The 26,925-nt window shown below is 64.5% G+C and carries 21 protein-coding genes; 11 read left to right on the forward strand and 10 right to left on the reverse strand.

The genetic code is table 11. The features are described from left to right. Window positions 1-19 precede the first annotated feature (19 nt). The 4 genes from QCE73_RS16490 to QCE73_RS39425 all read right to left on the reverse strand — a co-directional run bounded on the left by QCE73_RS16490 (window position 20) and on the right by QCE73_RS39425 (window position 3,991). A complete protein-coding gene (locus tag QCE73_RS16490; RefSeq protein ID WP_309882364.1) occupies window positions 20-1,420 on the reverse strand; it encodes an MmgE/PrpD family protein in 1,401 nt (466 codons plus the stop codon). Continuing rightward, window positions 1,417-2,763 (reverse strand): MFS transporter, encoded by a 1,347-nt coding sequence (locus tag QCE73_RS16495; RefSeq protein ID WP_051626612.1) that lies wholly within the window; start codon window positions 2,761-2,763, stop codon window positions 1,417-1,419. Before QCE73_RS16495 ends, QCE73_RS16490 begins: the two co-directional genes overlap by 4 nt. 177 nt (window positions 2,764-2,940) lie before the next feature. Continuing rightward, window positions 2,941-3,444 (reverse strand): MaoC family dehydratase, encoded by a 504-nt coding sequence (locus tag QCE73_RS16500; protein WP_086968128.1) that lies wholly within the window; start codon window positions 3,442-3,444, stop codon window positions 2,941-2,943. Between the two features lie 211 nt (window positions 3,445-3,655). Beyond that, window positions 3,656-3,991: a DUF3253 domain-containing protein gene (locus QCE73_RS39425; RefSeq protein ID WP_404989776.1), complete on the reverse strand. Its 336-nt coding sequence runs from the start codon at window positions 3,989-3,991 to the stop codon at window positions 3,656-3,658. A 215-nt stretch (window positions 3,992-4,206) separates the two neighbouring features. Here QCE73_RS39425 and QCE73_RS16505 point away from each other — a divergent pair, with 215 nt between their 5' ends. Then, complete coding sequence (locus tag QCE73_RS16505; RefSeq protein WP_309882368.1) at window positions 4,207-6,387, forward strand: TonB-dependent siderophore receptor; 2,181 nt, start codon at window positions 4,207-4,209, stop codon at window positions 6,385-6,387. A gap of 70 nt (window positions 6,388-6,457) precedes the next feature. On the opposite strand, the gene QCE73_RS16510 is transcribed toward QCE73_RS16505, so the two are convergent. After that, window positions 6,458-7,555: a transglutaminase domain-containing protein gene (locus QCE73_RS16510; RefSeq protein ID WP_309882371.1), complete on the reverse strand. Its 1,098-nt coding sequence runs from the start codon at window positions 7,553-7,555 to the stop codon at window positions 6,458-6,460. 430 nt (window positions 7,556-7,985) lie between these two features. On the opposite strand from QCE73_RS16510, the gene QCE73_RS16515 reads away from it, so the two are divergent. From QCE73_RS16515 to QCE73_RS16530, 4 genes are all read left to right on the forward strand, one after another. Continuing rightward, entirely contained in the window at window positions 7,986-8,948 is a 963-nt protein-coding gene (locus tag QCE73_RS16515) for a LysR family transcriptional regulator (RefSeq protein WP_309882373.1), read from the forward strand. A 72-nt stretch (window positions 8,949-9,020) separates the two neighbouring features. After that, window positions 9,021-10,349 carry an FAD-dependent oxidoreductase gene (locus tag QCE73_RS16520; protein ID WP_309882374.1) on the forward strand — a complete coding sequence of 443 codons (1,329 nt, stop codon included), beginning with the start codon at window positions 9,021-9,023 and terminating at the stop codon, window positions 10,347-10,349. An 18-nt stretch (window positions 10,350-10,367) separates the two neighbouring features. Then, window positions 10,368-10,724, forward strand: coding sequence for a RidA family protein (locus QCE73_RS16525; protein WP_404989777.1), 357 nt, complete (start codon window positions 10,368-10,370; stop codon window positions 10,722-10,724). 169 nt (window positions 10,725-10,893) lie between these two features. After that, the gene (locus QCE73_RS16530; RefSeq protein ID WP_309882376.1) at window positions 10,894-12,255 is read left to right on the forward strand and encodes an MFS transporter; all 1,362 of its coding nucleotides are present in this window, start codon (window positions 10,894-10,896) and stop codon (window positions 12,253-12,255) included. A gap of 70 nt (window positions 12,256-12,325) precedes the next feature. Here QCE73_RS16530 and QCE73_RS16535 read toward each other — a convergent pair whose 3' ends face one another. Then, window positions 12,326-13,906 (reverse strand): isocitrate lyase, encoded by a 1,581-nt coding sequence (locus QCE73_RS16535; RefSeq protein ID WP_309882378.1) that lies wholly within the window; start codon window positions 13,904-13,906, stop codon window positions 12,326-12,328. A 444-nt stretch (window positions 13,907-14,350) separates the two neighbouring features. On the opposite strand from QCE73_RS16535, the gene QCE73_RS16540 reads away from it, so the two are divergent. The 6 genes from QCE73_RS16540 (at window position 14,351) to QCE73_RS16565 (ending at window position 20,220) form a co-directional block, all read left to right on the forward strand. After that, the gene (locus tag QCE73_RS16540; RefSeq protein ID WP_255503495.1) at window positions 14,351-14,485 is read left to right on the forward strand and encodes a hypothetical protein; all 135 of its coding nucleotides are present in this window, start codon (window positions 14,351-14,353) and stop codon (window positions 14,483-14,485) included. Between the two features lie 52 nt (window positions 14,486-14,537). Then, window positions 14,538-16,073, forward strand: a complete 1,536-nt coding sequence (locus tag QCE73_RS16545; RefSeq protein WP_250487340.1) for a hypothetical protein — start codon at window positions 14,538-14,540, stop codon at window positions 16,071-16,073. Window positions 16,074-16,199: 126 nt separating this feature from the next. Beyond that, window positions 16,200-17,090 carry a FecR domain-containing protein gene (locus QCE73_RS16550; protein WP_309882380.1) on the forward strand — a complete coding sequence of 297 codons (891 nt, stop codon included), beginning with the start codon at window positions 16,200-16,202 and terminating at the stop codon, window positions 17,088-17,090. Beyond that, window positions 17,087-17,965, forward strand: a complete 879-nt coding sequence (locus QCE73_RS16555) for a DUF3365 domain-containing protein (RefSeq protein ID WP_309882381.1) — start codon at window positions 17,087-17,089, stop codon at window positions 17,963-17,965. Before QCE73_RS16550 ends, QCE73_RS16555 begins: the two co-directional genes overlap by 4 nt. A 1-nt stretch (window position 17,966) precedes the next feature. Next, window positions 17,967-19,352 (forward strand): serine/threonine-protein kinase, encoded by a 1,386-nt coding sequence (locus QCE73_RS16560; RefSeq protein WP_309882383.1) that lies wholly within the window; start codon window positions 17,967-17,969, stop codon window positions 19,350-19,352. Window positions 19,353-19,392: 40 nt separating this feature from the next. Beyond that, window positions 19,393-20,220 (forward strand): protein phosphatase 2C domain-containing protein, encoded by an 828-nt coding sequence (locus QCE73_RS16565; RefSeq protein ID WP_309882385.1) that lies wholly within the window; start codon window positions 19,393-19,395, stop codon window positions 20,218-20,220. Here the strand turns inward: QCE73_RS16565 and tagF are convergent. The 4 genes from tagF to tssK are packed head-to-tail and all read right to left on the reverse strand — an operon-like array spanning window position 20,217 to window position 26,911. Beyond that, on the reverse strand, window positions 20,217-20,792 hold the full coding sequence (gene tagF, locus QCE73_RS16570; protein WP_309882386.1) for a type VI secretion system-associated protein TagF: 576 nt from the start codon (window positions 20,790-20,792) through the stop codon (window positions 20,217-20,219). The genes QCE73_RS16565 and tagF overlap by 4 nt on opposite strands. Continuing rightward, window positions 20,792-24,202: a type VI secretion system membrane subunit TssM gene (gene tssM, locus QCE73_RS16575; RefSeq protein WP_309882387.1), complete on the reverse strand. Its 3,411-nt coding sequence runs from the start codon at window positions 24,200-24,202 to the stop codon at window positions 20,792-20,794. The genes tagF and tssM overlap by 1 nt, the downstream gene beginning before the upstream one ends. A gap of 34 nt (window positions 24,203-24,236) precedes the next feature. After that, on the reverse strand, window positions 24,237-25,538 hold the full coding sequence (locus QCE73_RS16580) for a DotU family type VI secretion system protein (RefSeq protein ID WP_309882389.1): 1,302 nt from the start codon (window positions 25,536-25,538) through the stop codon (window positions 24,237-24,239). A gap of 32 nt (window positions 25,539-25,570) precedes the next feature. Beyond that, window positions 25,571-26,911: a type VI secretion system baseplate subunit TssK gene (gene tssK, locus QCE73_RS16585; protein ID WP_309882391.1), complete on the reverse strand. Its 1,341-nt coding sequence runs from the start codon at window positions 26,909-26,911 to the stop codon at window positions 25,571-25,573. Between the last annotated feature and the right edge of the window lie 14 nt (window positions 26,912-26,925).

Raw genomic sequence — 26,925 nt, forward strand, 5'->3', positions numbered from 1 at the left:
CTGTATTCGTGTGTACGTCTTACGCGAGCGCGTGCGCCAGCGTGCGTGCCGGATGCGCGTCGAGCGAAAGCACCGCTTCGCAGATGCGTTCGGCGGCATCGCGCGAAACATTGCGCTGCGCGTTGTCGAAAAACTTCGCGACGATGTCGTCGTTGGTGAGCGGCTTGTCCGACGAGCCGCGATTGATCGACTCGCGATGCGTCAGCGTGCGGCCATCGCGCGTATGCACGATCACTTCGCCCGTGTAGTGACGCGGGTATGTCGAGTCCGGGTCCGCCTCGTGTACGACGCGCGCCGCGAGTGCGCGCACGGTTGCATCGGAGAGCGCTTCCGGTTCGAGATCGTCGAGCGTGAAGCGGCCATGCAGCAGCCCGGTCGCGACGATGTACGGAATGCTGAACTGCGCGTCGTAACTGTTCGAAGGGTTCTGCTTCGGCGCGACCGGCTCGCAGACGATCGGGATCGTCGGGCCGGGCACGCGCACGATCACGCGCTCGATATCGCTCGCCTTCAAACCATGCGCGCGATGCAGCGCGATCGCCGCATCCGACGATGCATGCGTGAAATGGCACGCGGGAATCGGCTTGAGGGCAACGCCGTCGATTTCCCATGTTTCGCCGAGGCCCGCCGTCGCGATGTCGATATCGCCCGCTTCGAGCGACTGCTTCATGTAGAGCGCATAGAGACCGAAGCGGCCTTCATACGCCGCGCCCGGGCCGATATAACCATGCTTCGCGAGCGTCGCGGATGTTGCGCCTGCGACCGCGGCCCATCCCGGATGCAGGCGCTTGGTCCATGCGCCGTCTTGCAGAAATTCCAGATTGCCCGATGCCATCGACAGCACGATGCCTTGCGCATGCTGCGCCTGTTCGACCGACAGACCGAGCAGACGCGCCGCGCCCAGCGCGCAGCCGAACGCGCCTACGAGGCCCGTCGGATGAAAGCCCGCGTTATGAAAGCCGCTCTTCGCGGCGGAGCCTACGCGCGTCGATACTTCCATCGCGCAGAGATAGGCGGTGAGCAGATCGGCGCCGCTCGCGTTCTCGCGCTCGGCGAGATTGAAGGCGACGGGCAAGGCGCTCGCCGTCGAATGAATCACGCCGCGTGCGTGGGTGTCGTCGAAATCGAGGCTGTGAATCAGCAGGCCGTTGAGCAGCATCGCATCGCGCAGCGCGAGCTTTTGCTCGTGTCCGAAGACCGTCGCTTCGCCGCTGCCGAGTTCCTGCATCGCGGCGAGCGTCGAGCTTGCGTAAGGCAGCTTCAGCGTCGCATAGGCAAGGCCGATGCTGTCGAGGATCAGATGCTTCGCGCGTTCGCGCACGCGCTCTGGCACGTCGCTCAGTTGCAGATGCGTCGTAAAGGAAGCCAGGCGTTGCGACACCGTTAGTGCCTGCTGCTGAATCTCGTTGCGTGCATTCATCGCGTGGCTCCCTGATGGTTGAGCGGCAGATCGTTGGCGGCGGGTTCCTCATCGGGCGAGACGTCTTCCAGCGAGAACTGGTTCGCGTCCACGCCGAGACTCAACACGGCGATCACGAGCAGGACCAGAACGCCCGCGACCATGCCGAGCACGCCGAACAGGCCGAGTTGCGCGTACAGGATCACCGCTGCATACGAAGTGAGCATCGACGCGACGCGTCCGCATACGCCCGCCACGCCCGTGCCGCGCAGACGCAGCGCGGTCGGGAACAGTTCGGGCACATAGCCGAACAGGCCCAGCGTGACGATGCCGAAGATGCAGCTCACGAGCGTGAAGCCCACGACGGCGATCGCCGCATTGGCCGTCATCTGCGGATAGACGAAGCCCAGCACGATAGTGATGACGCTAAAGAACACGAGTCCTTTCGCGCGGCCCAGACGATCGGCGGTCACGTAGCCGAGCACCGCGCCGAACGGCGCACCGAAGGACATCAGCGTCGTGAAGCCGAGCGAAGTCACGATGTCGCGACCTTCGTGCACGAAGAACGTCGGCAGCCACGCGACGAAGCCGTACACCGCGACATTCACCGCGACCGCCGTCAACGCGGCCGTGAGCGTGCGGCCGATCATGCCGCGGCGAAAGAGGGCCGACAGCGGCACGCTCGGCACCTGAAGATTCTGCGTGCGGGGGACGTCGGACAGCGGGCCTTTGCGCGCGGCGACTTCGGCTTCGATGGCGCTCACGGTTTCTTCCGCTTCCTGCGTGCGTCCGACCGATTCGAGCCAGCGCGGCGACTCGGGCATGCGATGACGCAGCGCCCACACGATCACCGCACCGATGCCCGCGATGCCGAACATCCAGCGCCAGCCGAGATGCGGAATGACCACATAGCCCACGCTCGTCGCGATCACGAGGCCCGAGTTGACGATGAGGCCGAGCAGCGAGATCCAGCGTCCGCGATACGCGGGCGGAATGAATTCGCACAAGGTGCCCGCCGCGACGACCAACTCTGCGCCGAGCCCGATGCCCATGACGAAGCGCGCGCCGATCAGCCATTGGATGTTCGGCGCGAATGCGGCGACGAACGACATCAAGCCGAAGAGCGCGAGATTGAACTGATACGAAGAGCGGCGGCCGAAGCGGTCGCCGAGATAGCCCGACAGGCCCGCGCCGATCACCATGCCGAGAAAGCCCGACGAGACGAACAGCGCGTTGAGTTGCAGCGTCGAGAAGCCCGATTTGAGCATGGCGGCGGACACGCCGCCCGCGAGATAGACATCGAATGCGTCGAGGCATGCGCCCGCGCTGATGAGACCGAGAATCTTCCAGTGAAAACGCGACATCGGCAGCCGGTCAAGCCGGGCGCCCGAGCTTACGTAATGACTCACAGTTGTCTCCAGTACTGTGACGATGAACCGTCGCGCCGCCGCGTGTCGTCGTTATCGAGGCGGTCTTGTGGGCGAGACGGAAAGGGAGCGCCGGCGGCAATGTCGCCGGCTGGATGCATCAGGTCTGCGGGCTCAGTCTTCGGCCGTGCCGTGGCCGCGCTTTGCGATCAGCGCGGTACGGATGAAGTCCATGACGGGCTTGCCGTCCTGATTGAACGCACGCGTGTGCACCGTGACGACGCCTTGCGTCGGGCGTGATTTCGACTCGCGCACTTCGAGCACTTCCGACTCCGCGTACAGCGTGTCGCCCGCAAAAACGGGACCCGTCAGGCGGATTTCCTTCCAGCCGAGATTGGCGATCGCCTTGCCGCTCACGTCGTTCACCGACATGCCCAGCACGATCGCAACGGTCAGGCCGCTGCTCACGAGAAGCTTGCCGAACTCGCTCTTCGATGCGTGATGCGCGTCGCAGTGCATTGGGTGGAAGTTCATCGTCAGCAGCGAGAACTGGATGTTGTCCGCATCCGTGATGGTGCGGCCCGGGCGATGCTCGTAGATATCGCCGACGGTGAACTCTTCCAGATAACGACCGTAGCTGGCCCGGTAACGCTGTTTGCCCACTCTGTCCGAATGCATGCTTTACGTCTCCTGTCTTAAACGTTGCTTTGTACGGACAAAGTATCGTTTGTGATGAAGTTGACGTCAAGGCGGAATGTGTAGCGGTAAACCCTTCCTGCGTTCGGAACGGCGACCGCTCGGCCAGAGGCGGACGGCCAGGCAACCCTGCGAACGAGCCGGGGCGAACCGGCGCGTGAACACAGCGACACGTAGTCAGCCATGATTGCGTTCATTCCGGCGCAGTGAATTTCGGTCCGCGTCGCAACCGAATCGGGCCATGAATGCTCGACTCGGGGTTCAATCGCGTCCCTTTCTGCGTCATCACAATGCGCTCCTCACGCGCAAGCCTCGTAGCGACTTGCCTTATCGACGGCATCAACGCTCGCCATCCGTCTTCGTCGTGAACTAAAGCACGCGCGACGTCCGATGGACAAATCGAGGCCGTCGTAGCGCGCCTGCCGAGCAAGTCCAGCATGCATTTCTCGATGTCGAACTTCGTTACGGTCATGGCTGTCTCGTGCCCTCGTGTTTGACGGTCCTGTTCTGCAGCACCGTCCAGGAACATGGCCGTTTGAAATGATCGAGTCAATCGCGAGGGTCGACATCAGTTCTTCGGGCACAGCTTTACACGCGTCGCCTCGCCACAACACTTTCTGATACGACCAATCGATAAATGTACCGTTCGTTTAACTTTTTGCCCTACAATCGCGAATAATTCGCATTTACATATTTCACTTACCACTCAACGAAAAAGAGTCTGGCCTTATGTCGCAACGGGGAATGCAGCAAGAAACTCATCGGCGCACTGCGGTGTCGTGGGCGGTCGACCGCCTGTTCGTCGGACTGATCGCCGCAACTGCGCTCCAGGCGAGCGCCTACGCGCAGAGCCCGACCGACGGCACCGACGGCACCGCATCGCAATCGACGGCGCTTCCCGCCATCGTGGTCAAGGGCACCGCCGACGCTGGCGACCTGCCCGCGCCCTACGCGGGCGGTCAACTGGCGCGAGGCGGCAGCATCGGGGTTCTCGGGACATCGAACGTGATGAATCAGCCGTTCGACACCACCAACTACACCGAGCAGATGATCCGCGACACGCAGGCGCGCACCATCGCCGATGTCGTCACCAACAACGCCTCCGTGCGCGCGGAACAGAGCAGCGGCGGCTTCGGCGATGTCTTCCAGATTCGCGGCTTCGATGTGCAACCGACCGATGTCGCGCTCAACGGCCTGTACGGCATGGTCTCGGCGGCGCGCGTGCCCGTGAATCTGCTCGAGCGCGTGGAAGTGCTCGAAGGCCCGGGTTCGCTGATGTACGGCATGGGACCGGGCGGCAGCGTCGGCGGCGCGATCAACATCGTCACCAAGCGCGCCGACGATACGCCGCTCACGCGACTGACGGCGCTGTATCAGACCAAAGGCCAGTTCGGCATCGCCGCCGATGTCGGCCGCCGCTTCGGCGACGAAGGCCAGTGGGGCATCCGCTTCAACGGACAGATCAAGGACGGACAGACGGGCATCGCGCACGGCAATCAGCTCCAGGGCGACAGCGCGATCGGGCTGGACTATCGCGGCAAGCAACTGCGCTGGTCGTTCGACGCCTACAACGTCTCCGAAAACACCGACGAGTTCCGTTCGCAAATCGGCTTCGGCACTGCGACTGCCGTGCCGGCGGTGCCGTCGGCGTACAACAACCTCTATCCCGGATCGAAGCTGAAGCTGCGCGACTCGGCCGTCATGACGCGCGCCGAGTACGACATCAACAAGTACGTGACCGTGTACGGCGCGGCAGGCGAGCACTACGGCACGTCCGAGCAGAACTTCCCGTTCGCGAGCGGCATGACGGCCGCGGGCGCCTTCGACGTCGCGAACGGCTACTACGATCAATACACCCGCACGAAGACCGTCGACGCGGGCCTGCGCTTTCACTTCGATACCTTCGGCGTCAGGCACACGCTCGTCACCGGCGTCACGAGCCTGAATCAGGAGATCGGCTATTTCTATGCGCTGTCGTCGGATTCGGTGGCGTCCAATCTCTACAGTCCGACGCCGCTCGCACCGGTGGGCATCCCGCGCGGCGACATGCAGCGCAGCAGCCAGACGCGCCTGAACAGTCAGCAGATCATCGATACGATGTCGTTCCTCAATGACCGCGTGCTGATCACGGGCGGCTTCCGCCGTCAGACGATCGGGCAGGACAACTACGATCCGACCACGGGCATCCAGCAAAGCTCGATCGATCAGCAGGCGATCACGCCGCTCGCGGGCATCGTGGTGAAGCCGCTATCGAACGTTTCGGTGTACGGCAACTTCACGTCGGGTCTCAGCAATGGCGGCACCGCGCCGGCCGGCACCGCGAATGCAGGACAGGCATTCGCGCCGTACAAATCGAACCAGTACGAAGCGGGCGTGAAGGCGGACTGGGGCCGCGTGATGACGTCGGCCGCGATCTTCCAGATCTCGCAGCCGAACGCCGTCACCGATCCGACGACGAACATCTACGGCTACAACGGCAAGACGCGTGTGCGCGGGCTCGAACTGGCCGCTTACGGCGAGGTATATCGCGGCCTTCGCATGATGGCGAGCGCGACGTTCTACGATCCTAAGGTCTCGGGCACGGCGGGCGGCACGCAGGACGGCAACGATCCGGGCGGCGTGCCGAAGTTCGCGTTCAACCTCGGCGCGGACTACGACCTGCCGTGGGTGGCCGGGCTGAGCGTCAATGGCCGGATCATCCATACGGGCGCGCAGTACTACGATTCGAGCGACACGTTGCGCCTGCCGGCGTGGACGCGTTACGACGTCGGTGTGCGTTACGGAATGCGGATCGCGCAGAAGGATGTCGTATTCCGCGCGAACATCGAGAATCTCTTCGGTAGCCGATACTGGATTCAGCAAGGCACGTACGTGATGAATGCCGCGCCGCGCACGTTGCTGCTTTCCGCGCAGATCGATTTCTGATGTGCTTCGCTGTCGTGACCTGAAGGTGGTGGCCAACGCAAAAGGGGCGCGCAGCGACACATAGCGTCGATCAACGCCCCGCCACGCGTATCAACCTTGCCGTCTGATCCGCCTGCTCCATCGCGTCAGTCTGATCACCGACGACGCGCCACTTCGGAAACGTCCCGGACCTGTCGACTTTCCACGGATCGCCCATTTCATCGACATACATCGCGCCCGCGCTTCGCCCAACCGCCGACGCGCGTCGCAGCGCGCCCGGCGCGGCACGTTCGAACGAACGGCTGCCCTCTTCGTTGAACACGGTCGCAATCGGCCGCCGCGCCTGGCCTGACAGACTCAGCGGCGCGGTGAGCGGTCCGGCGGGCGCGCGCAACACCGCGTCGGCGGGCTTGCGGCCGGCGAGGATCGCAGCGAGCAGCGTGGACGGACCGTTGGCCGTATCGTCGGACCGCTTCACGGTCGGCGCGCTCGGCGAATCGAGTGCGAGCGATTCGCTCGCGCCGTCGATCTGCACGACGAGGATCACGTGCCAGTCGTCCGGCGTGTTGTTGTAGCGCGGCGCGAGCGACACGAGACGCAGTCGCGCGATGTCGAAACCCGCGTCGCGTAAAAGCAGATACTTCGCGACGGCGAAGTCCTTGCATACGCCGCTTTCGGCAAAGAACCGTGCCGGCGCGTAGTAGCTGCCGTCGGTTCCATCGCGGTAGCGCACCTCGTTGACGAGCGCATCGGCGAGCAGCGCGGCCGACGCATCGCCGGCCTTCAGGCGCTCGGCCCGCACCTGCGCAACGAGGCGGCTCCAGCCGGCGGGTTGGCGCATCTGATGGCTGCGCATCGCTTCGCGCAGGCGCTGCACGCGGCCGATCGCATCCGACGATGGTTCGAGCTTCTTGTCGGCAAGCGGCAAGAGAAACATCAGGTCGCCGACTTGCGCGAGTTCCGGGCGGATCTTCCGATTGGCTTCCCACCACGTTCCGGTACGCAGGCGCTCGATGCCTGTCTTCAATGCGTGAGGCATGGCCGAAGCGCTGGAATCCCCGTCGCGCGTTGCGGGTTCATAGCTGTGCGAGGCGGCTGGCAGACTCGCCGCGCCCGCGACGAATGGCAAAAGCACCGCCGCAGCGAAGGTGCATCGGAGAAGGCAGAGGAGCAGTCGAGCGAGCGGCATGGGTTGACTCCGGTGTTGCGAAGCCTCCCGATGCCGTTCTACGTCATTCCGCGCAAGGCAACGCTGGCTCGACACCAACATTGCATGGGCCGTGCCAATTTGTCGTGTCGCTCTATGCCTTTGATTGGAAGGGATATTGTCTCCGATGAACAAGGGCCGAAAGCTGCCGATGACGCCCGCCACCCGACAGGCCCGCGATATCCGTTGGTGTCATCCGAACACGTTAAGTTGACGGAGGGTTGCCCTCTTCCCGAATGTCTTCGACGAATCTGTCCACCGCGCGCCGCTCGACGTTCTCGCTCCAAACGCATGGGTTTTCACTACCCCATATAAAGCGGTTTTGAACGCTTCTATTAGATTGCCTAATATTAATCGTAAAACTTGGCTCGTTATTGGGTGTGAATTAACATGCCTTATATCAGGAGCAGCAATGACAGAGCTTTCCCGGCTGGAGATTCGGGCGCTTCAAGTCTTCGAAGCTGTCGCGGCCGAAGGTAGCGTATCCGCCGCGGCGTCGAGACTCGGCGTTACGCAGTCTGCCGTCTCACAGACGATTGCACAGATCGAAGAAGTCCTGGGGACGAAGGTGCTCGATCGCAGCCGTCGCCCGATCAGGCTCACTTCCGCAGGAATCGCGCTGAGGAGAGACGCCCATTCGGTCGTCGAGGAGATGAATCGACTGCTGGCGAATGCGCGAGAAGCTGACGCGGCGAATCGCCCGGAAATCAGAATCGGCATGATCGACTCGTATGCCGCCACGGTCGGACCGGCAGTCGTGAAAGAGGCAATCCACCAGGGTCATCAGGTGGTTTTGTGGGCGGGACTCGCATATCGACATTCACAAGCCCTTTTGCAGCGGCAACTGGACCTGATCGTGACGTCCGACGCACTTGAAGATATGGATCGGCTGGTCAGACGTCCATTATTCAGCGAGCCGTTCATGATCGTTTTGCCTGCCGGGCGAAAGGAGAAGATTCGAGAAGGGGTCATTGCCGACATTGCACGTCAATTGCCGTTAGTACGCTTCAGTACGACTTCGCACTATGGCGCATTGACCGAACGCTATCTGAGGCGCTGCGGTATCTCGGCCAAGCGACATCTGGAGATCGACGCCTCGGACGTCGTCCTGTCGATGGTCGCCGCCGACCTTGGTTGGGCAATCACTACGCCCCTGGTTCTTTTGCAGAGCCGGGGCTATTTGAAGGACGTTTGCGTGTTGCCGATCAGCGGGCCTCCGCTTACTCGAACCATCTATCAGGTGTCGCGTGCCGGAGAGTACGAAGAGACCGCCGAATACTTTTACCAGACGAGCCGGCGCGTATTGGAGACAGCGGTTTTCCCGGAGATAAAAAGTTTGCTCCCGGACGCAGGTCTGAAGTTGCACTTAAGTTGACAGGGCTAACTATTGCGGCGGCGTGTATGTCAGCGCTGCCCGGTAATGTCTATATCGGAAAGTAACTCAGTGATGAACATCCAACAGTCTTCATCGGACCGGAGAGCGACCGGCATATCGCCGGTCTACAAACAGCGCTCCGGCTGGAACGCAATGTTGCCCGAACGAGTCGAGCGTTCACGGCCAACGCGATCGCGATACGCAACGATCATCATCGGCGGCGGTTATACCGGTCTCGCGGCCGCCCGGCGCATCGGGGAATTACGGCCGGGCGAAGACGTCCTGGTGATTGAAGCATCGACGATCGGCGAGGGATCGGCGGGAAGGAACTCGGGGTTCATCATCGACCTTCCTCACAACACGAAGATGGGCGGACATACCAGCCCGCTGGAAGTCGCGCGCAAGCAGATCCGCATGTATGACGACGGCAGAAAGTGGCTCGAAGAGCTGGTGCGTGAACATCGCATCGATTGTGGATGGAATCCGGCGGGCAAGTATCACGCGGCCGCGGGCGACAAGGGCGTTGCGAGCTTGCGCGCCGTGATCGACCAGTACAGGCAATGGGGCATATCGTTCACCGAGTTCGATCGTGAAGGGCTCAACGAGAAGATTGGCACACCGTATTATCAGTACGGGTTCCACTCGCCCAACAACGTATTCGTGCAGCCCGCAGCGCTGATTCGCGGCCTGGCCGATTCGCTGCCAACGAACGTCACCATCCTCGAAGACGAGCCGGTCCTCGCTCTTGACGAGACCAGGCCCTTCGTCGTCAAGACGGTCAACGGTGAATACACGGCTGATCGCGTCATCATCGCCAATAACGGCTTCGCCAAACAGCTTGGCATTCTTCGCGATCGTATTTTCACGATCTTCACCTATGCGGCCGTCACGCCCAGGCTCTCGGATACCGAACTTGCCAGATTGGGCGATTCGAAGGAATGGGGCGTCATCCCCGCGAACAGGCTTGGCACGACCTTGCGCCGCATTCAGGACGGCAGGTTGATGGTGAGAAGCGCGTATTCGTACGAACGCGAGCAAGCGTCGGAAAAAACGCGTGAGTTGCTGACCGGTTGCTATAAGCGTCGGTATCCGCAGATGAAGTCGCACGAGTTCGAATACATGTGGGGCGGCACGACAGCGCTCACTCGCAATGGCGCATCCTTTTTCGGCGAACTTCGTCCGGGCCTCTATGCATCGGTCGGTTGTAACGGGGCCGGCGTGCTGAAAGGAAGTGTGTTCGGAAAGTTGCTGGGCGAGATGGCGATGGGTGTCGACTCTGCCGCTTTGACCGACGTGCTCGGTTTTGACGGACCGACATGGCTGCCGCCCGATCCAATTCGAAAAGTCGCGGTCACATCGGCAATCAGGTATCAGGCCGCGGTGGCAGGCCCGGAACGTTAATCTCTGGCGGAGAAATCAGTGTCCATTATCGAACGTAGCCGCGTGAACAAGCGGATGTCGCAAGTGACCCGGCATGGCGGCGTGCTGTATCTCGCGGGTCAGGTAGCAACCGACGTAGAGCAGGACATGACGGGGCAAACGCGTCAGGTACTGAAATCCGTCGATGAGTTGCTCAATGAGCATGGCTCCGACAAGTCTCAAATCCTCTTCTGCCAGATTTTCCTGGCGGATATGTCTGCATTCCAGGCGATGAACGCGGTCTGGGACGACTGGGTGACGCCGGGTCGAGCGCCTGCACGAGCGACCGTCGGCGCGACCCTGGCGTCCCCGAAGAAGCTCATCGAGATCGTAGTGACAGCGGCAAGCTCAGCCTAGCGGCGAAGGCGATTCGCTTGCACGGTTGAATCGCATTCCAGCATCAACCTCATCCGTTTTTTCTTTTCGTCCTCGACCCGGCGTTTCCACGCGCAGCGGTGTCGGACAGGTATGGCATCGCCTCCGAATTCGAATCGGCGGCGTAAAGTGTGAGTAGACAGGAGACAGCGTGAACAAACCCATACTTATGGAAGACTTGCCTCTGCGCAGGTTCCACCTTCGCGTCGCATTTGCGGGAACGGGCGGCGTATTCAGTGACGGCTTCGTGCTCGGCATTGTCGGCATCGCGGTGAGCATTGCCGCAGTACCTCTACATCTCAGTGCATTCTGGATGGGGCTATTGGGCGCCGCCTCTCTGATCGGCCTCTTTCTGGGCAGTCTGATAGCCGGTCCGTTAGCCGACCGATTCGGACGTCGATGGATATTCGGTTACGACATGGTGCTTTTCGCTCTCGTATCCGGCGCGCAGTACTTCGTTACGTCGCCGACAGAACTCTTCATATTCCGGATTCTGCTGGGCGTCATCCTCGGTGCCGATTATGTCGTCGGCAAAGCATTGATCGTCGAATACGTGCCGCGCCGCTACCGTGGACGACTTCTCAGCATGCTCTCGATCGCCTGGGCATCGGGTTACGTGAGCGCATATATCGTTGGACTCTTGCTGAAAGACGTCGCGCCCGACTCCTGGCGCTTGATGCTCGCGTTGAGTGGCGTGCCCGCGCTCCTGATCTTTCCCTTCCGGCTCGGAATTCCCGAGTCTCCGCTTTGGCTCATCAAGAAATCACGGGCGGCAGAAGCGGCAGCGATCATCCTGAAGAAGTTCGGCGCGAACGTGACGGCGACCGTCGCACCGGTCAGCAACGCCATCGACAAGCGCGCGAGCTTCAGCACGTTGTTCTCCGCGCGTTTGCGTCGGAACACCTTCGTCGGCTGCGTCTTCTTCACCTGTCAGGTGATCCCGTACTTCGCGCTGGGGACCTTCACGCCGAAGGTTCTGGAATCGCTCAACGTTCACGACAATTACCTGGGAGCGGTTGTCTATAACATCCTGCTCATCGTGGGATCGATGATCGGGCTCACGATCATCGACCGGATCCCGCGCCGCGTATTCCTGACCGGGTCGTTTTATCTGTGTGGTGCCATTCTTTTCGCGCTGGCCTCGTTTAGCCAGAGCACGATCCTCACCATTCTTCTCTTCGGACTGTTTGCCTGCGTGCTTTCCGGCGCTGCCAACCTGGAGTATGTCTATACGCCGGAACTCTTCCCGACCGAATTGCGTGCTTCAGGCGTGGGCGTCGTGATCGCGTGCAGTCGACTTGGATCGGCAGCGGCAACCTTCCTGCTGCCTATCTCGGTTCAGCAGTTCGGCATTCGTGAGTCGCTTTTCTTCTGCGTCGGAACGCTGATCATCGGAGGGATCGTCTGTCAGTTGTTCGCGCCAGAGACGCGCAACGCCGGCTTGATGTCCGAACCGGAGCCAGTAAGCAATCCGGGCCATGTCGCACTCGAGGTTCGTGCAGGGAAGCAGTAAGTCCCTCATCGCGTAAAAAAAACGCCAACCCACATGGGTTGGCGTTTTGCTCGAAGTACGGCTGAAGTTATCAGAACTGGTTCATCGTGTTGTCCTTCCCCGCCGCTTTCAGGGCCGCTTCGCCGCTGAAATACTCCTTGTGATCATCGCCGATGTCCGAGCCGGACATGTTCTGATGCTTCACGCAGGCGATGCCCTGACGGATTTCCTTGCGCTGCACGCCAGCCACATAACCCAGCATGCCCTGATCGCCGAAGTATTCCTTGGCAAGATTGTCGGTCGACAATGCAGCCGTGTGATAGGTCGGCAGCGTGATCAGGTGATGGAAGATACCCGCTTCGCGCGATGCATCGGCCTGGAAGGTACGGATCTTTTCGTCGGCAAGCTTCGCCAGTTCGGTCTGATCGTATTCCACGCTCATCAACTGGGCGCGGTCGTATGCCGATACATCCTTGCCCGCTTCCTTCATCGCGTCGAACGCCTGCTGGCGGAAATTCAGCGTCCAGTTGAACGACGGGCTGTTGTTGTACACCAGCTTGGCGTTCGGGACGACCTTGCGAATCTCGCTCACCATGCCGTTGATCTGCGCGATGTGCGGCTTTTCGGTTTCGATCCACAGCAGGTCGGCGCCGTTCTGCAGCGCGGTGACGCAATCCAGCACGCAGCGCGCTTCGCCCGAGCCGGCGCGGAACTGGAACAGGTTGCTCGGCAGGCGCTTGGGACGCAGCAGCTTGCCGTCGCGCTTGATGATGACGTCGCCATTGCCCAGTTGGTCCGCCGACAGTTCCTCGCAATCGAGGAACGCGTTGTATTGGTCGCCCAGATCGCCCGGCGTATGGGTCACGGCGATCTGCTTGGTGAGACCTGCGCCCAGCGAATCGGTACGCGCCACGATGATGCCGTCGTCCACGCCCAGTTCCAGGAACGCGTAGCGGATCGCGCGGATCTTGGCCAGGAAGTCCTCGTGCGGCACGGTGACCTTGCCATCCTGGTGACCGCACTGCTTCTCGTCCGACACCTGGTTCTCGATCTGGATGCAGCATGCGCCCGCTTCGATGAACTGCTTGGCCAGCAGATACGTTGCTTCCGCGTTGCCGAAGCCCGCGTCGATGTCGGCGATGATCGGCACGACGTGGGTCACGTGGTTATCGATCTTTTCCTGGATCGCGGCCTTCGCAGCGCCTTCGGCCGCGTCGAGCTGACGGAACAGGCCGCCCAGCTCACGGGCATCGGCCTGACGCAGGAACGTGTACAGCTCGCGGATCAACGCGCTGACGGAAGTCTTTTCGTGCATCGACTGATCCGGCAGCGGACCGAACTCGGAGCGCAGCGCGGCAACCATCCAGCCCGACAAATAAAGGTAACGGCGCTCGGTGCTGTTGAAGTGCTTCTTGATGGAGATCATCTTCTGCTGCCCGATGAAGCCGTGCCAGCATCCCAGCGACTGCGTGTACTTGGACGGATCGGCATCGTAGGCGGCCATGTCGTCGCGCATGATCTTCACCGTGTACTTGGCGATATCCAGACCCGTTTTGAACTTGTTCTGGGCACGCATCCGAGCGGCGTACTCGGGGTTGATGGCGTTCCAGGCGCTGCCGTTGGTTTCTTTCAGACCAGCAACTGCCTTGATGTCTTCTTGATATTGGGCCATGTGACTCTCCTGAGAGCAAAGCGCGGTTAACTAAACGGTTTGGCGTGTCGCGACGTTTGTCGAAGCGAACTGCATGACTTAATAGTACCGTCGTTTATCGGCTCTGCGTGAACTCTTATATAAGACATAAGACATAATTTACGCTTAATTTTCAATGAGTTACGCGGCAGTTTTTGCGATGCAAAAACCGTTTTCAAGCGGCAAAAAAGCACGACTGCGCAAATTTCCGGGAAGTCCCGCAATGTGAAATGCACTTTCGAATGTTGAGGGCTGGCCGCGACACTTCAGAGCCGCGTTTATTCCTTTCTCGCCCGCAAATAAAGTCCCCCTCGCACGCGGAACAAATCCTCCCACCCCGCTGTTTTGCTTTCGACGGTCGCGACATCCCACGGCGACCACGATCGCCACGACTCGCTCAGCGAACCGCGCCCGACAGGAGGCATCATGCACCGCGAAATCTTTGTCCTCGAGCACAACTTCTTCAGTTTCGGCTGCATCTATCGAGTGGACCTGCGCAGCCGCAGCGGCCGCCTGATCGAAAGCCGCTACGTGAAGCTGAACGATATCGCCTGGTGCTAGGGCGCCTCCCCGACAGTCAATCACCACCTCAGGTTTTCGAGGAGACCTCTCCATGCCCTACGCTTATGCCCAGTTGCCCGATATCGTTGCTCACGATGAATGGCTCAGAGGAACCTCGGCGCTGCTTCAGGTACGCGGCGCCGCGCTCAAGGATCTGGATCAGCAGATCCTCATGTATCACCGCAACCGGACGGTTCATCAGTTTCACGCGCTGGTGCAGGCGTTCGAGCGCTGGCGACTGTCGGCCGGTCCCGACGATGCCTGGAGAAGCGCATCGCGCAACGGCTCAAAGTACTTCACGCTGCTCGATCAGCAACTGCATGGCAACGGCGACACGGACGCCGCGGCCGGTGCGCAGGACTTCATGACGCCCGCGCTCATCAACGCGCGCCTCGGCGTGCTGTATCTCTTCGGCAACCTGGAACTGGAAGACGACACGTTTCAGGTGCTGCTGGAAGGCGCTTTCGATATCACCAACGTCGGCCTCGGGTTCGCGCCGGACACCAATGTCGCGGCGGCGCGCGCATCCGCGGTGCTGGACAACAGTGTCGTGCAGAAATCGGCGTCGCTCGCGCTCGAACAGGTGCAGAAGAAGATCAGAAGGCACAAGGAACCGACGCTCACGAAATCGAATCAGCTCACCAACGCCACGCTCACGTTGCCGGCGTTGAGCAGCGCGGCGCAGCGGCTGTACGAGGCCATTCGCGCGAAGGTCGAGGAAGGGGCGAGAAAACTATGGGACATGATCCGCGAAAAGGTCGCGGACATCCGCAACGATCCCGGCGGTTTCGCGCTCGACACGATGCCCGCGCTCTTGCGCAAGCTCGTCGATTTCCTGTGCGGCAAGCTGCTCGCCACGCTCGCGCCGTTCATCGGCGCGGGCCTCGATATCGCCAAGGGCATCGCCAATACCGTCGATAGCAGCATCACCAAGTATCGCGAATGGGTGCAAGGCCGCGACGTGCAACTGCTGACCGGGCATCCCGGCACCATCGTGGAAGCGATCAGGCGCGCGATGAAGCTGAGCATCGGTTCCGGCGTCTATGACCTCGTGAAAGGCGGCGCGAGCCTCGGGCTACAGTTCGCGAGCCAGGGTGCATCGACCATCATCGATGCGGTCGTGTCTATCATGGAAACGCTCGCGAAGGTCATCTGGAAGATCGTGGAGATCAAGCGCATCAAGCGCTTTTGCGAGCAGGCGAAGGGCTACTGGGAAGCACGCATGCAACGCGACGCGCTGCATACGCGGCCGATCGCCTTCAACGGCTGGTTCAAGCGCTATGCGGTGCCGATTCCGGCGCTCTCGGTGCTGGCTCTCAACTCCGGCATTTGCGGCGACAAGATGCACTTCCTCGCGATGTTCAAGGATGACGAGAACATCGTCACGCAGGCGGAATTCACGGCCGGCTGCAAGTACGTCGACAGCCTCAAGGTCTGGGGATCGGACTATCTGGGCGATGCGGGCTTCGCGTTCAATTCCGACGACGCGATGATCAAGGGTCTCCTCACGCTCGCCACGAGCCACACGGAAGAGCAGACCTGGGACCTGAAAGTGCGCAAGGCCGTGCTCGGCTTTCTGAACGGCTAGCGCCTTCGCGCATGAAATGACCGGCGCCGTTTTCGTTCCATCGATATAGGGGAAATTCATGTGGAATAGAAACCGGCGCACGGCTGTTTTCGTCGCAATACCTTCACGCTCCGAGGCATCGCCGCGATGAACGCCCGAACCCTGCTGCACACTCTTCGCTTGAGCGTCGCCCTTGCATGTCTGTGCGCGCTTCACGGCGCACAAGCGGGCCAGGCGATGCTGCTGCCCGAAGGAACCGTCACGCTGATCCGCGCGACGACCGCGTTCAACGCCGATGCGCCCATCGCGCTTCAACCAGGCGATCTGCTCGCCACCGATGCGCACGGCGGCGCGCAAATCGAAGACGGCGACGGCACGATCATCGCGCTTGGCGCCGACACGCGCGTCGCCTTCGATGCCGCGCCGCACGGCGATGCGCTCGCGCTCCTTTCAGGCTGGATCAAGATCGCACGTCTGCACCAAAGCGCGTCCGATCCCTTGCCAATCGACACACCCACGCTCCACGCGAGCCTGCGCGACGGCTCGGCGGTACTGCACGCGAGCCGCGACATGACTTCGCTCTTCATCGAAGCGGGCAGCATGACGCTCGCCCTGTCCGAGCATGCCGACGCGCATCAGCAACTCGACGGCGAACACTACGCCGAACGCGAAACCGGCAGGCCGCTCGTCGTGGGCACACGCCCGGCGACGTCGTTTATCGCCGCGATGCCGCTGCCTTTCCGCGATCCGCTCGCGTCATCGGCGACGCCTGCGAAGGCGAAGCCTGTCGCGCCCGCGCAGGGCCGCCCGGCGACCTATGCCGATATCGCCGACTGGCTGAGCGCGCCGCTGCCGATCCGGCGTGGTTTCGTCGCGCGCTTTCGGCCGCTCGCGCAAGGCGAGCCGTTCCGCGCCCAGGTGCGGCAGAACCTGCGCAACCTTCCCGAATGGCGGCGCGTGCTGTGTCCGCCGCCCGCCATGCCGCGCCGGCGCGCGGTCTCGCCCGCGCAGAACCAATCAACCGAGGTGGAGTCATGAGACTGTCGCTCGCCGTCAAGTTCAATCTGGTGTTCCTCACGGTCTTTGTCGTCGGCTTCGTGTCGGCCGGGTTCGCCGCGCGCGAGTTGCTGCGTCGCGCGGCCATCGACGAGACCGTGCAGAATGCGCGCGTCCTCATGGAAGCGGCGAGCGCGGCGCAGAACTACACCGCCACGCAAGTCACGCCGCTTTTGCAGACGCAGCTCAAATACAGCTTCGTGCCGCAATCGGTGCCGGCCTTCTCGGCGGTCGAAACGCTGATGACGCTGGAAAAGCGCCTCGCGGGCTACTCCTATCGCTCGACGATGCTGAACCCGACCAATCCGCGCGACCGTCCCTCGGACTGGGAAACGGATGTGATCCGCCATCTGCACGACAAGCCCGAGCTGAAGGAAATCGTCGGACTGCGCGACACGCCGACCGGGCAGAATCTGTATATCGCGCGCCCGAACCGCATCAACGACGCCGCCTGCATGGAATGTCACAGCGTGCCTTCGCGCGCGCCGAAAACGCTCATCGACAAATACGGTCCAAACAACGGCTTCAACTGGACGATGCACGATGTGATCGGCGCGGATTTCGTCTCGGTGCCGATGGCGCTGCCCGTCGCGCGCAGCGACGCGGTCCTGCGCACCTTCCTCGGCTCGCTCTTCGCCGTGTTCGTGCTGTTGCTGATCGCGCTGAACGTAACGGTGCATCTGCTCGTCACGCGGCGCATCCGCGCCCTCTCGCGCGCCGCCGACGAAGCCAGCCTCGGACAACTCGACGGCGCGAACTTCAGCGAGCGCGGCCGCGACGAGATCGCTTCGCTCGCCGCGTCGTTCGCGCGCATGAAGACGAGCCTCGTGGAAGCATTCAAGATGATCGAGGCATGAGGTGAAAGCCGCCGCGATGGACCCGCCGCGCATCGCGCAACTCGGCAAGTACCGCATCGACGCGGTGCTGGGCGCGGGCGCGATGGGCGTGGTCTATCGCGCCTTCGATCCGCACATCGAGCGGCATGTCGCGCTGAAGACCGTGCGCCACGAGTTGTTCGAAACCGGCGAACGCGCGAGTTTGATGACGCGCCTGCGCAGCGAGGCGCAGGCCGCGGGACGGCTCACGCATCCGAACATCGTCGGCGTGTACGACTACGGCGAAGCCGACGACACCGCCTTTATCGCGATGGAACTCGTCAGCGGACACGCGCTGAAGCCCTTGCTCGACGCGGGCCGTCCGCTCGCACTCGCGACCGCGCTCGACTGGTTCGCGCAACTGCTCGCCGCGCTCGGCTTCGCGCACGAGCATGGCGTCGTGCATCGCGACATCAAGCCCGCGAACCTGCTCGTCAGCGAGCAAGGGCGGCTGAAAGTCGCGGACTTCGGCGTTGCGCATGTCGAATCATCGACGCTGACGCTGGCGGGCGCGATGATCGGCACACCGTGCTATATGTCGCCGGAGCAGTTCACAGGCGAAGCCGTCGATGGCCGCTCCGACCTGTTCTCCGCCGCGATCGTGCTCTATCAGATGCTCACCGGATGCCGGCCGTTCGCGGGCGCATCGCAGGCGGAAGTGATGCGGCAAGTCATGCACGAGACGCCGCGCATGCCGTCCGTGTGCAACCCGACGCTGCCGGCCGGAATCGATGACGTGCTGATGCGCGCGCTGTCCCGTCGTCCCGCCGCACGCTTTCAGACGGCCGATGCACTGCGGCAGGCGCTTCAGCATGTCTCCGACGGCAGGCCCGCGACCCCGGATGACTGCACGATTCTCGAAGCGCAGACGGCGACGCCAGCCGCTCCGCTCGCATCGGGAACGGGCTCATGGCGCGGCGAGTCGTTGCCGTCGCTCACGATGTGGCCCGCCGCCACGCTCGCCTCGGTCGAGGCGCGACTCGCCGCGCAGATCGGGCCGGTCGCGCGTCTGCTGGTGCGGCGTGCGGCGGCGCGTATCGCGGATGCGCCGGATCTGCCCGCGCTCGTCGCGCTGCTCGCGCCGCATGTGCCCTCCGATCGCGGCCGGGCGCAGTTCGTCGCCGCCTTCGCGGACGGATCGGGTACGGGCACGGCGCACGGGGCGACATCGCCTTCTTCATCGCTCGATGCGCAAGAGGTGCGAGCCGCCGCGCTCAAGCTCGCCGTTTATCTCGGGCCGATCGCCACCATCATCGCGAAACGAGAGGCCGCCCGTGCGGCCGGCCTGCGCGCGCTGTACGAACGGCTCGCGGCGACGATCTCCGATGAACACGACCGCACGCGTTTCCAGCGCGACGCCGGACTGTAGCGCCTCTTCACCACGACACGCATCCCAAGGAGCACGACCGATGAATCCCGACACGCTCATCCGCCGCGCGCCAGTCCGCCTTGCCGCATGCACGGCGGCCGGCCTCACCGACCCCGGCCGCGTGCGCCGCGAGAACCAGGACCGCTTTCTGATCGATCCGGCGCTGAACCTCGTCGCGGTCGCGGACGGCATGGGCGGCCATGCGTTCGGCGCGCGCGCCAGCGCGACCGCGCTCGACTGCATCGCCACGCGGCTCGCTGCGGATACGACCTGTCGCGCTCACGCCGGCATCGTGCACACCGACGATCCCGACGCCACCGTGCACGATGCCTCCGCATGTGCGATGCGCGCTGCCGCCGACGCGCTCGACCACGCCAACGCGACACTTCACGCGATGAACCTGCGCGAGCATCTCGCGCACCGCTCGATGGGCACCACGCTGACCGGCATCTGGCAGCCGTCCGGCTCGGCGCGGCTGATCTCGTTGCACATCGGCGACAGCCGCCTCTATCGCTATCGCGACGGCGCGCTCACGCAACTGTCGCGCGACCAGACGCTCTATCAGCAGGCGCTGGAGCGCGGCGTCATCGAACATCTGCCGCCGCGCAACGTGCTGCTGCAGGCGCTCGGGCCGCTGCCGTCGATCGCGCCCGTCGTCGAAGCCCACGCGTGGCTGCCCGGCGACCGCTATCTGCTGTGCAGCGACGGGCTGCACGGCGAAGTGCCGCATGGCGAGATCGAAACGGTCCTCGCGACGATGACGCCGCAAACCATCGACGACGCCTGCGAGCAACTGATCGCGCTCGCGCTCGACGCGGGCGGCAAGGACAACATCACGGCGGTCATCGCCTGCTTCGACGGTTGCTAACCGGCGCGGTCATCGAAGAGCGCCGCGACGAACGCGGCATCGGGCAGACCTGCGCTCGTGCGCGCATTTTGCGCGTGCCACCAGACGCTCGTTCCCCAGCCTCCCGCATGTAACGGCGTCGAAACCTCGTTCGCGTCATATCCAGGCGATAGCGCCAGCAATCCGGCATCGAAATCCGCGAGACTTGCGCCCTTGTCGAGCGTCGCGAGCGCGAGCGCGCCGCAACGCGCAAACCACGCGTGCGCATCCGGACGCCAGATAGACCACGCGCCCGCTTCGACGGGCGCGGCGATCGTCAACGGAAAATGCCGGCCCGCGCTATCGACGCTCGGCATCAGCACGCCCGCCCAGCCGTCCGCACCCAGCACGCCGCCGCCGAGCGCGAAGCACCACAGCGGCGCGGTCAGATATGCATCGAGCCATCCACGCCCGCGCGCCGCGCGGCCCGCGAGCAGGCCCGCCTGCAACATCGCATCCCAGGGACCGACAAAGCTTTGCGGCAGACGCCGCGTCACGAAGTCGCCGTTGCCGCGCAGCTTGCCGAAGCATCCAGCGACACCCGGCGATGCCATCACAGATGCTCCGGACAGCGAAACTGTTCGAGCGGCGTGCGCCGGAACGGATTGACGACGCTCGTTGCGTCTAGCTCCAGCACGGCCTTGCGTCCGGCGGAATCGAGCGTGAGCTTGTAGCGGTCCGGCTGCGCAGTGGCGTCGAGCCTGCCCGCGTCGATCAGATGCAGAAGCGCCCACGGACCGCTCGCGTCGAGCGGCGCGGCTTGCGTCGCCGAAGCCGGATCGAACTGCGCGCTCGCGCGGCCCGTGTTCTTGCCGCTCGGCCACTGCAACAGCATCGACTGAAGGCCGTCCTGTCTGAGCGCAAGCTGCTGCCCGTCGATGTCGAGATTGAGTTGCGTCAGCGCCGGATCGAACGAAAGCGCCTTCACGCGAAAGCGGATCGACATGTCGCGGCTGCCGTCGTGGAAGAACGCATCGCGGATCTGCGCGGCGCGCTGGAATTGCGCGAGGGCGTCGCGCGGCATGCCCGCCGGCGGCGTGCCCGCGCGCCATTGCCAGAGCGGCCCGCTCGTATCGACCAGCGCGGCGAGATTCTTCTGGAAGAAATCGTCGATGAGGCCGCCCGGCGCGAACAGCTTGCCGAAGTCGTCGGCGGCGACGTCGCGGGTCGAGGCGCGCACGAAAGGATAGCGGCCATCGAGCGCGCGGCGGCACAGCGGGCCGGCGTTCGCGTTCCACTGCGCATCCAGCCGGGCGCGCTCGCCGCCTTCGAGGAGCGCCGTGCCCGCCGTGGCGATCGATGCGGCGACTGGCGTGAGCGGCGCCGGGCTCGTCTGGCTCGCGAGCCGCAGCTTGCCGAGCGCATCGCCGGCGGGCGCGGGCTGGCCCATTCTGCGCGCGGCGTCGGCGGCATCGAGATAGACGGCGGCGTCCTTGAGCGGCGCGAGCGCGCGATCGAGCGCCGTGGCGTCGCCCGGCTTGCCCGCGAGCTGATGCAGCGGCTGGAAGTGATCGTCGACGCGCGTCGGCGAATTCGCGCCGAGCGTCGTCTCGCGCGCCGCCGCGACGATGAACTTCCTGAGCGGCGAGTCGGGCGCGGAAAGCTCGTTCGCGACACGCGCGCCATCGGCGAGACCGGTGACGGGCGCAGCGGTCACATCGTCGAGCAGTGCGTCCCATGCGTGGATATACGCGTCGAAGTAACGCTCGTCGAGTGCGGCGCGCAACGCGGCGATGCCGTCGGGCGTGAGCGCGACGTCGTCGTGGCCGAGCACCCAGGCGTCCTTCTCGACATTGGCGAGCGCGGCGTCGCGCAAGCGCGTGTATTGCGCGTAGCCGGCGCGGGTGTACGCGCCCGCGACGCCGGCCGTAAGCGGCGCGCCGCTCGCGCGCCGCAGCAGCAGCGGCGCGTTGGGTCCGGCCGCGGCGCTCACGCTGAACGCGGCGATGTTGCCCTGCGCCAGCTCGCCGTCCACGCGGTTGCCGACACGCTGCGACAGCGGCAGCTCCGCCAGGCGCGCGCGCGCCGCCTTGATGAGTGCGTCGTCGAGCGGAAGCGACGGATCGAAGTGCGTCTTGTCGAACAGCGCGGCGAGATGCGCATCGAGCGCGCTGCGCTGCGCGGGATTCGCGTCGCCCGCGAGCGCCGGAACCAGATGCGCGCGCAGCGCGGCGGCGTCGAAATGGCGCGCGTCGCCGAGCATCAGATAGGCGCGCAGCGCTTCGTATCGATTCGCTTCGGATGCCGAAGCGTTGCCCGTTGCGCCATCGTGCAATTCCTGCGTCAGTTTGCCGACCGCGAGCGGCAGCAGCGTCTGATCGAGCAGTCGCCGGTACGTCACGCGCGCCTCCTGACCGAGCTTGTCGCCCTGATAGAGCCAGAGCCGCGTGAGCCACGGCACCGGCTTGCCGGCGTCCGCATAGCCGGCGGGCAGCGCGCGCGCCGCGTCCAGGAGCGGCAGCACGGCGAGCGGATCGGCGGCCGCGTTCGCCTCGCGCGCCAGTTGCCCGACATGCTGCGTCTCGCGCTCGAACTCCGCGACATAGGCGCGATTGCGCTGATAGCTCACGGCCATGCACCCGAGCGCAAGCGCGAGCGTCACGCCGACCAGCGCGAGCGCGCCGCGCCGCAGCCACGCGCTGCAGCGCTCGAAGCGGGCGTTCGCGCCCACGAGCCCGGCTTCCGCGATCACCACGTCCTTGAGCATCCGGTTGATGAAATACGCGCGCCCCGACGCATCGCGGTTATACGCGGCATCGCGACGCAAGCCGAGCGATTGCGCGATGCTGCTGATCGCGCGGTCGATCGGCCGGCCGTGCTGCGTGCCGCTCGTGAAATAGACCCCGCGCAGAAGCGGCGACGCCTCGAAGCGCGTGCCGCGAAACGCGCCGTCGAGAAAACGGCCGAGCGCCGGCTGCAGCCCCGCGAACTGCTGCGCGAAGCCGTAGATGCGTGCGCGCCGCGCGACGTCCGTCTCACGCTGCATGCGATGCAGCACGCGCGTCTGCAGCCGCGTGCCGAGCGCATCGAATTCGGCGGGGAATGCGCCGAGCGCCGCGCTCGCCCCCGGCGATTCGTCGAGTGCGAAGGTGATGCCCCAGACCTGGTTGCGCTCCGCTTCGCCGAGATCGTCGAAGAACTCGGTGAAGCCCGCGAGCAGGTCGCACTTCGTCACGACGACATACACCGGAAAGCGCACGCCGAGCCGCTCGCTCAACTCCGTGAGACGGCTGCGGATCGTGCGGATGTGCGCATCGCGGGCGGCGTCGTCCTCGCGCACGAGATCCGCCGCCGACAGCGTGACGATGACACCGTTCAGCGGCCGCCGCGGCCGATACTTGCGCAGCAGTTGCAGGAAGCCCGTCCACGCGGATTCGTCGGCCTGAGCGTCGCTGTCCTGCGTCGTGAAGCGGCCTGCCGTATCGACGAGCACGGCGTCGTCAGTGAACCACCAGTCGCAGTGACGCGTGCCGCCGACACCGCCGATCGCGTCCTCGCCCAGCTTCTCGCGCAGCGGAAAGCGCAGGCCGGAATGCGCGAGCGCGGTGCTCTTGCCGGTGCCCGGCGCGCCGATGAACATGTACCACGGCAACTGATAGACCCATTGACGGCCGTTGACGCCTTTCATGCGCGCCTGCCGCAGGATCGCGAGCGCCTGCTCGAAGCGCTCGCGCAGCACCGCAAGCTCCGCGCTGCCGGCCGCTGCCGCCTGTCCCCGCCCCGCCATGCTGGTCATGAAACGCAGATTGACGAGCCGCGCGGCGACGAGGCGCGCGCCCCAGACGAGCCCCCACACGCCGACGAGCGCGGCCATCGCGATCCAGCGGCTGCGCGGCGTTTCGAGCGGCGCGTGGCCGTTGAACGCGAACAGCGGCCCTTCGAACCACACGACGACGAGCAACGCGAGCACGCCCGCGAGCGTGAGCCATTGCGGCGTCCTGAGCGTTCCTGCGATCTTTTTCATCGATGTCTCCATGCTGATCTGTGTCCCGGACGCGTCACGACGACGCGCCCGGCGCAAGCAACGTGATCTCCACGCGGCGGTTTTTTGCGCGGCCTGCTGGCGTGTCGTTCGACGCGAGCGGCTCCGCGTCGCCGCGCCCTTCGGCCGAAAAGCGCGCGCTCGTGCCGGTGAGCGACGCGAGCATCGCGCGCACGCTATCGGCGCGGGCCTGCGACAGATGCCAGTTCGACGGGAAGCGCGCGGACACGAGCCGCTGATCGTCGGTATGGCCGGTCACGACGACCCTGCCGGGCACGCCCGCGAGCGCCTGCGCGATGCGTCCGATCAGCGTGTCGTAGGCGGGATCGAGCGTCGCGCTGCCGGAGGCGAACAGGTTGTCGCCGTTGATCGTGACGATCGAGCGGTCTGCCGCCTCGCGCACCGAAACCAGGCCTTCGCGAATCTCGGGCGCGAGGAAGGCCGCGAGATTCGCGGCGGCGGCGGGCATCGCGGCGGGCGCGATCACGCTCGCGGGCGCTGCGGGCCGTTCGCTCACGCGAATGCGATCGAGCGCTTCGAACACCGGGTCGGACGTGCGATTCAGGCTCATCGCGAGCGCGATGTGCGTCGCCACCACCACGACGCCCGCGAGTGCGGCGCAGACCCACGGCGGCATGCGCTGGCCAAGCGGCCGGCGCGCGCGCTCGGCGGGCCGCCAGTGCACCGACAGCTCGGTCTCGAACGCGCCGCGCTGGTCGCGGATGATGCGTTCGAGCCGCTCGCGTACGGAGTCGAGTTGGCTGCGTCCGCCGTCGATCAGGCGATAGCGTCCTTCGAAACCGAGCGACAGGATCACGTACAGAAGCTCCAGCACGTCGATGTTGCGCGCCGGGTCCTGCGCGAGCCGCTGCAGGATCAGAAAGAAGCGCTCGCCGCCCGACGCCTCGTTGTGAAACGTCACGAGCAGGCTGCGGCTCGCCCAGACGCCGCTGCCCCACGGCGTGCCGGAGATCGCCTCGTCGATGCAGGTGCACAGGCAATAGCGCGCAGCCGCGAGCTTTTCGGTATCGATGCGGCTGGCGCGGGCCTCCTCTTCGAAGGCGCGCACCATGCGCACGAGTTCGCTTCGCAGCGCTTCGATATCGGTCATCGAGGCCCGCTGACGCAGCGGCAACGCCAGTTCGATGAGCGGATTCGCCGCGCGCACGAGCGGGTTCAGGCCGCTCGCGGCGGGCAGCGCCGGTGCGCGCGGTGTTTCGTCCATGCGCGCGCGTTCCGCCAGGCGTCCGCCCGGTTGCGGAATCAGAATGGTGTCGTCCGGGTCGAAGCCGGCTTGCGGCAAGGCGGGTGCATTCACGATGCGTTCCTTCGTCGAATGAAGCGGGGGATTCACGGGCGGATCGCCCAGAACTCGAACTCGATGCCGGGAAAATCCCCCGCGACGTGCAGCGCCACGCCCGCCGAAGTCGCGAATTGCCGCCACAGATCGCCGCCGCGTTCCAGCTCGAAATAGGTGAAGCCCGCATGGAACGGCAACTGGCGCGGCGCGACCGGCAGCGCACGCAGCGCGATGCCCGGCAATTGCAGATTGACGAGATCGCGGATGCGCTCGACCGGCCCGAGCTTGGCCTGCTGCGGAAAGCCGTTGAGCAGCGCGGCGGGCGCAAGATCGGCCTTCACCGCGAGCACGAAGCTCGCCGAGCGGAACAGCTCGCGGTCCGGCACGATCGCCACGCGCAGGCCGTACTTGCGCTCTTCCAGCGCGATCGGCACGGCATGCGGGTCCATCACGGCGGCGAGCGCGGCGCGCAGCGCATTGACGATCGGCGTGAAGGTCTCGTCGAGCCGTTCGTGGCGATAACCCGGGAACGCGCCCGGACGCTTGCCCGACTGGCTGAAAGTGGCAAGCTCGCCCGCCAGTTGCAACGCGTGCTGATGCAGGTCGTGCGGATGCAGACCGGTCGTCGACGCAATCCCCGCGAACAACGGCTCGGCCCGGTTGAGCACTTGCAGCAGCAGAAAGTCGGCGATCTCCGCAGCGCCGGTCGCGGCGGGCTGGGCGAGACGCGCGGCGAGCGCATCGGCGCGCTGGTGCATGAGGCCCGTGAGTTCGTCGACGAATCCGCACAGCCGGCGCGACACGCGATAGTCGAGGCACGGCGGCGCGTAGGCGGCATCGAGCACGATGCTGTTGTCCGCGCGACGCTCGACGATGCGCGCGATCCCGAGCGACGTATGCGCATGCGCCACGTCCTCTTCGAACGCGAGGCGCAGTTGCAGCTTGCCGACCTGCACGAGTGCGGCGCCGGTCGCGCCCTCGTTGCTGTCGAGCACTTCCGTTTCCGCGATGCGGTGGCGCGCGAAACCATCGTGAGCGGCGTGCGCCGCATACGCGGCCTCGGGCGCGCCATGACGCGCGACGGGCAGCGCGAGCACGATCGTCAGATCGCGCGCGTCCTCGGGCACGGCGAGCGGCAGCGGGAGTTCGTCGTCGGCGGGAAGGCGGAACGGACTGCCATCGGGCAGCACGCCCGCGCACGCGTTCAGCGCGATGCGGCCGAGCTTCAGTTGCTCGACATCGATCTCCAGTTCCGAAAAGCCGAACGCATAAGGCCGCAAGGCGGCGCAGCGCGCGTCGATCTGCGCGCGCACATAGCGGTCGTGCTGCTGCAGATGCTGCGGCTGAAGCAGCATGCCTTCGGACCAGATCACCTTGTTGTTCCTGGACATCGTCGCCTCGCGCT

The organism is Caballeronia sp. LZ029 (assembly GCF_031451275.1).
GTDB lineage: Bacteria > Pseudomonadota > Gammaproteobacteria > Burkholderiales > Burkholderiaceae > Caballeronia > Caballeronia jiangsuensis.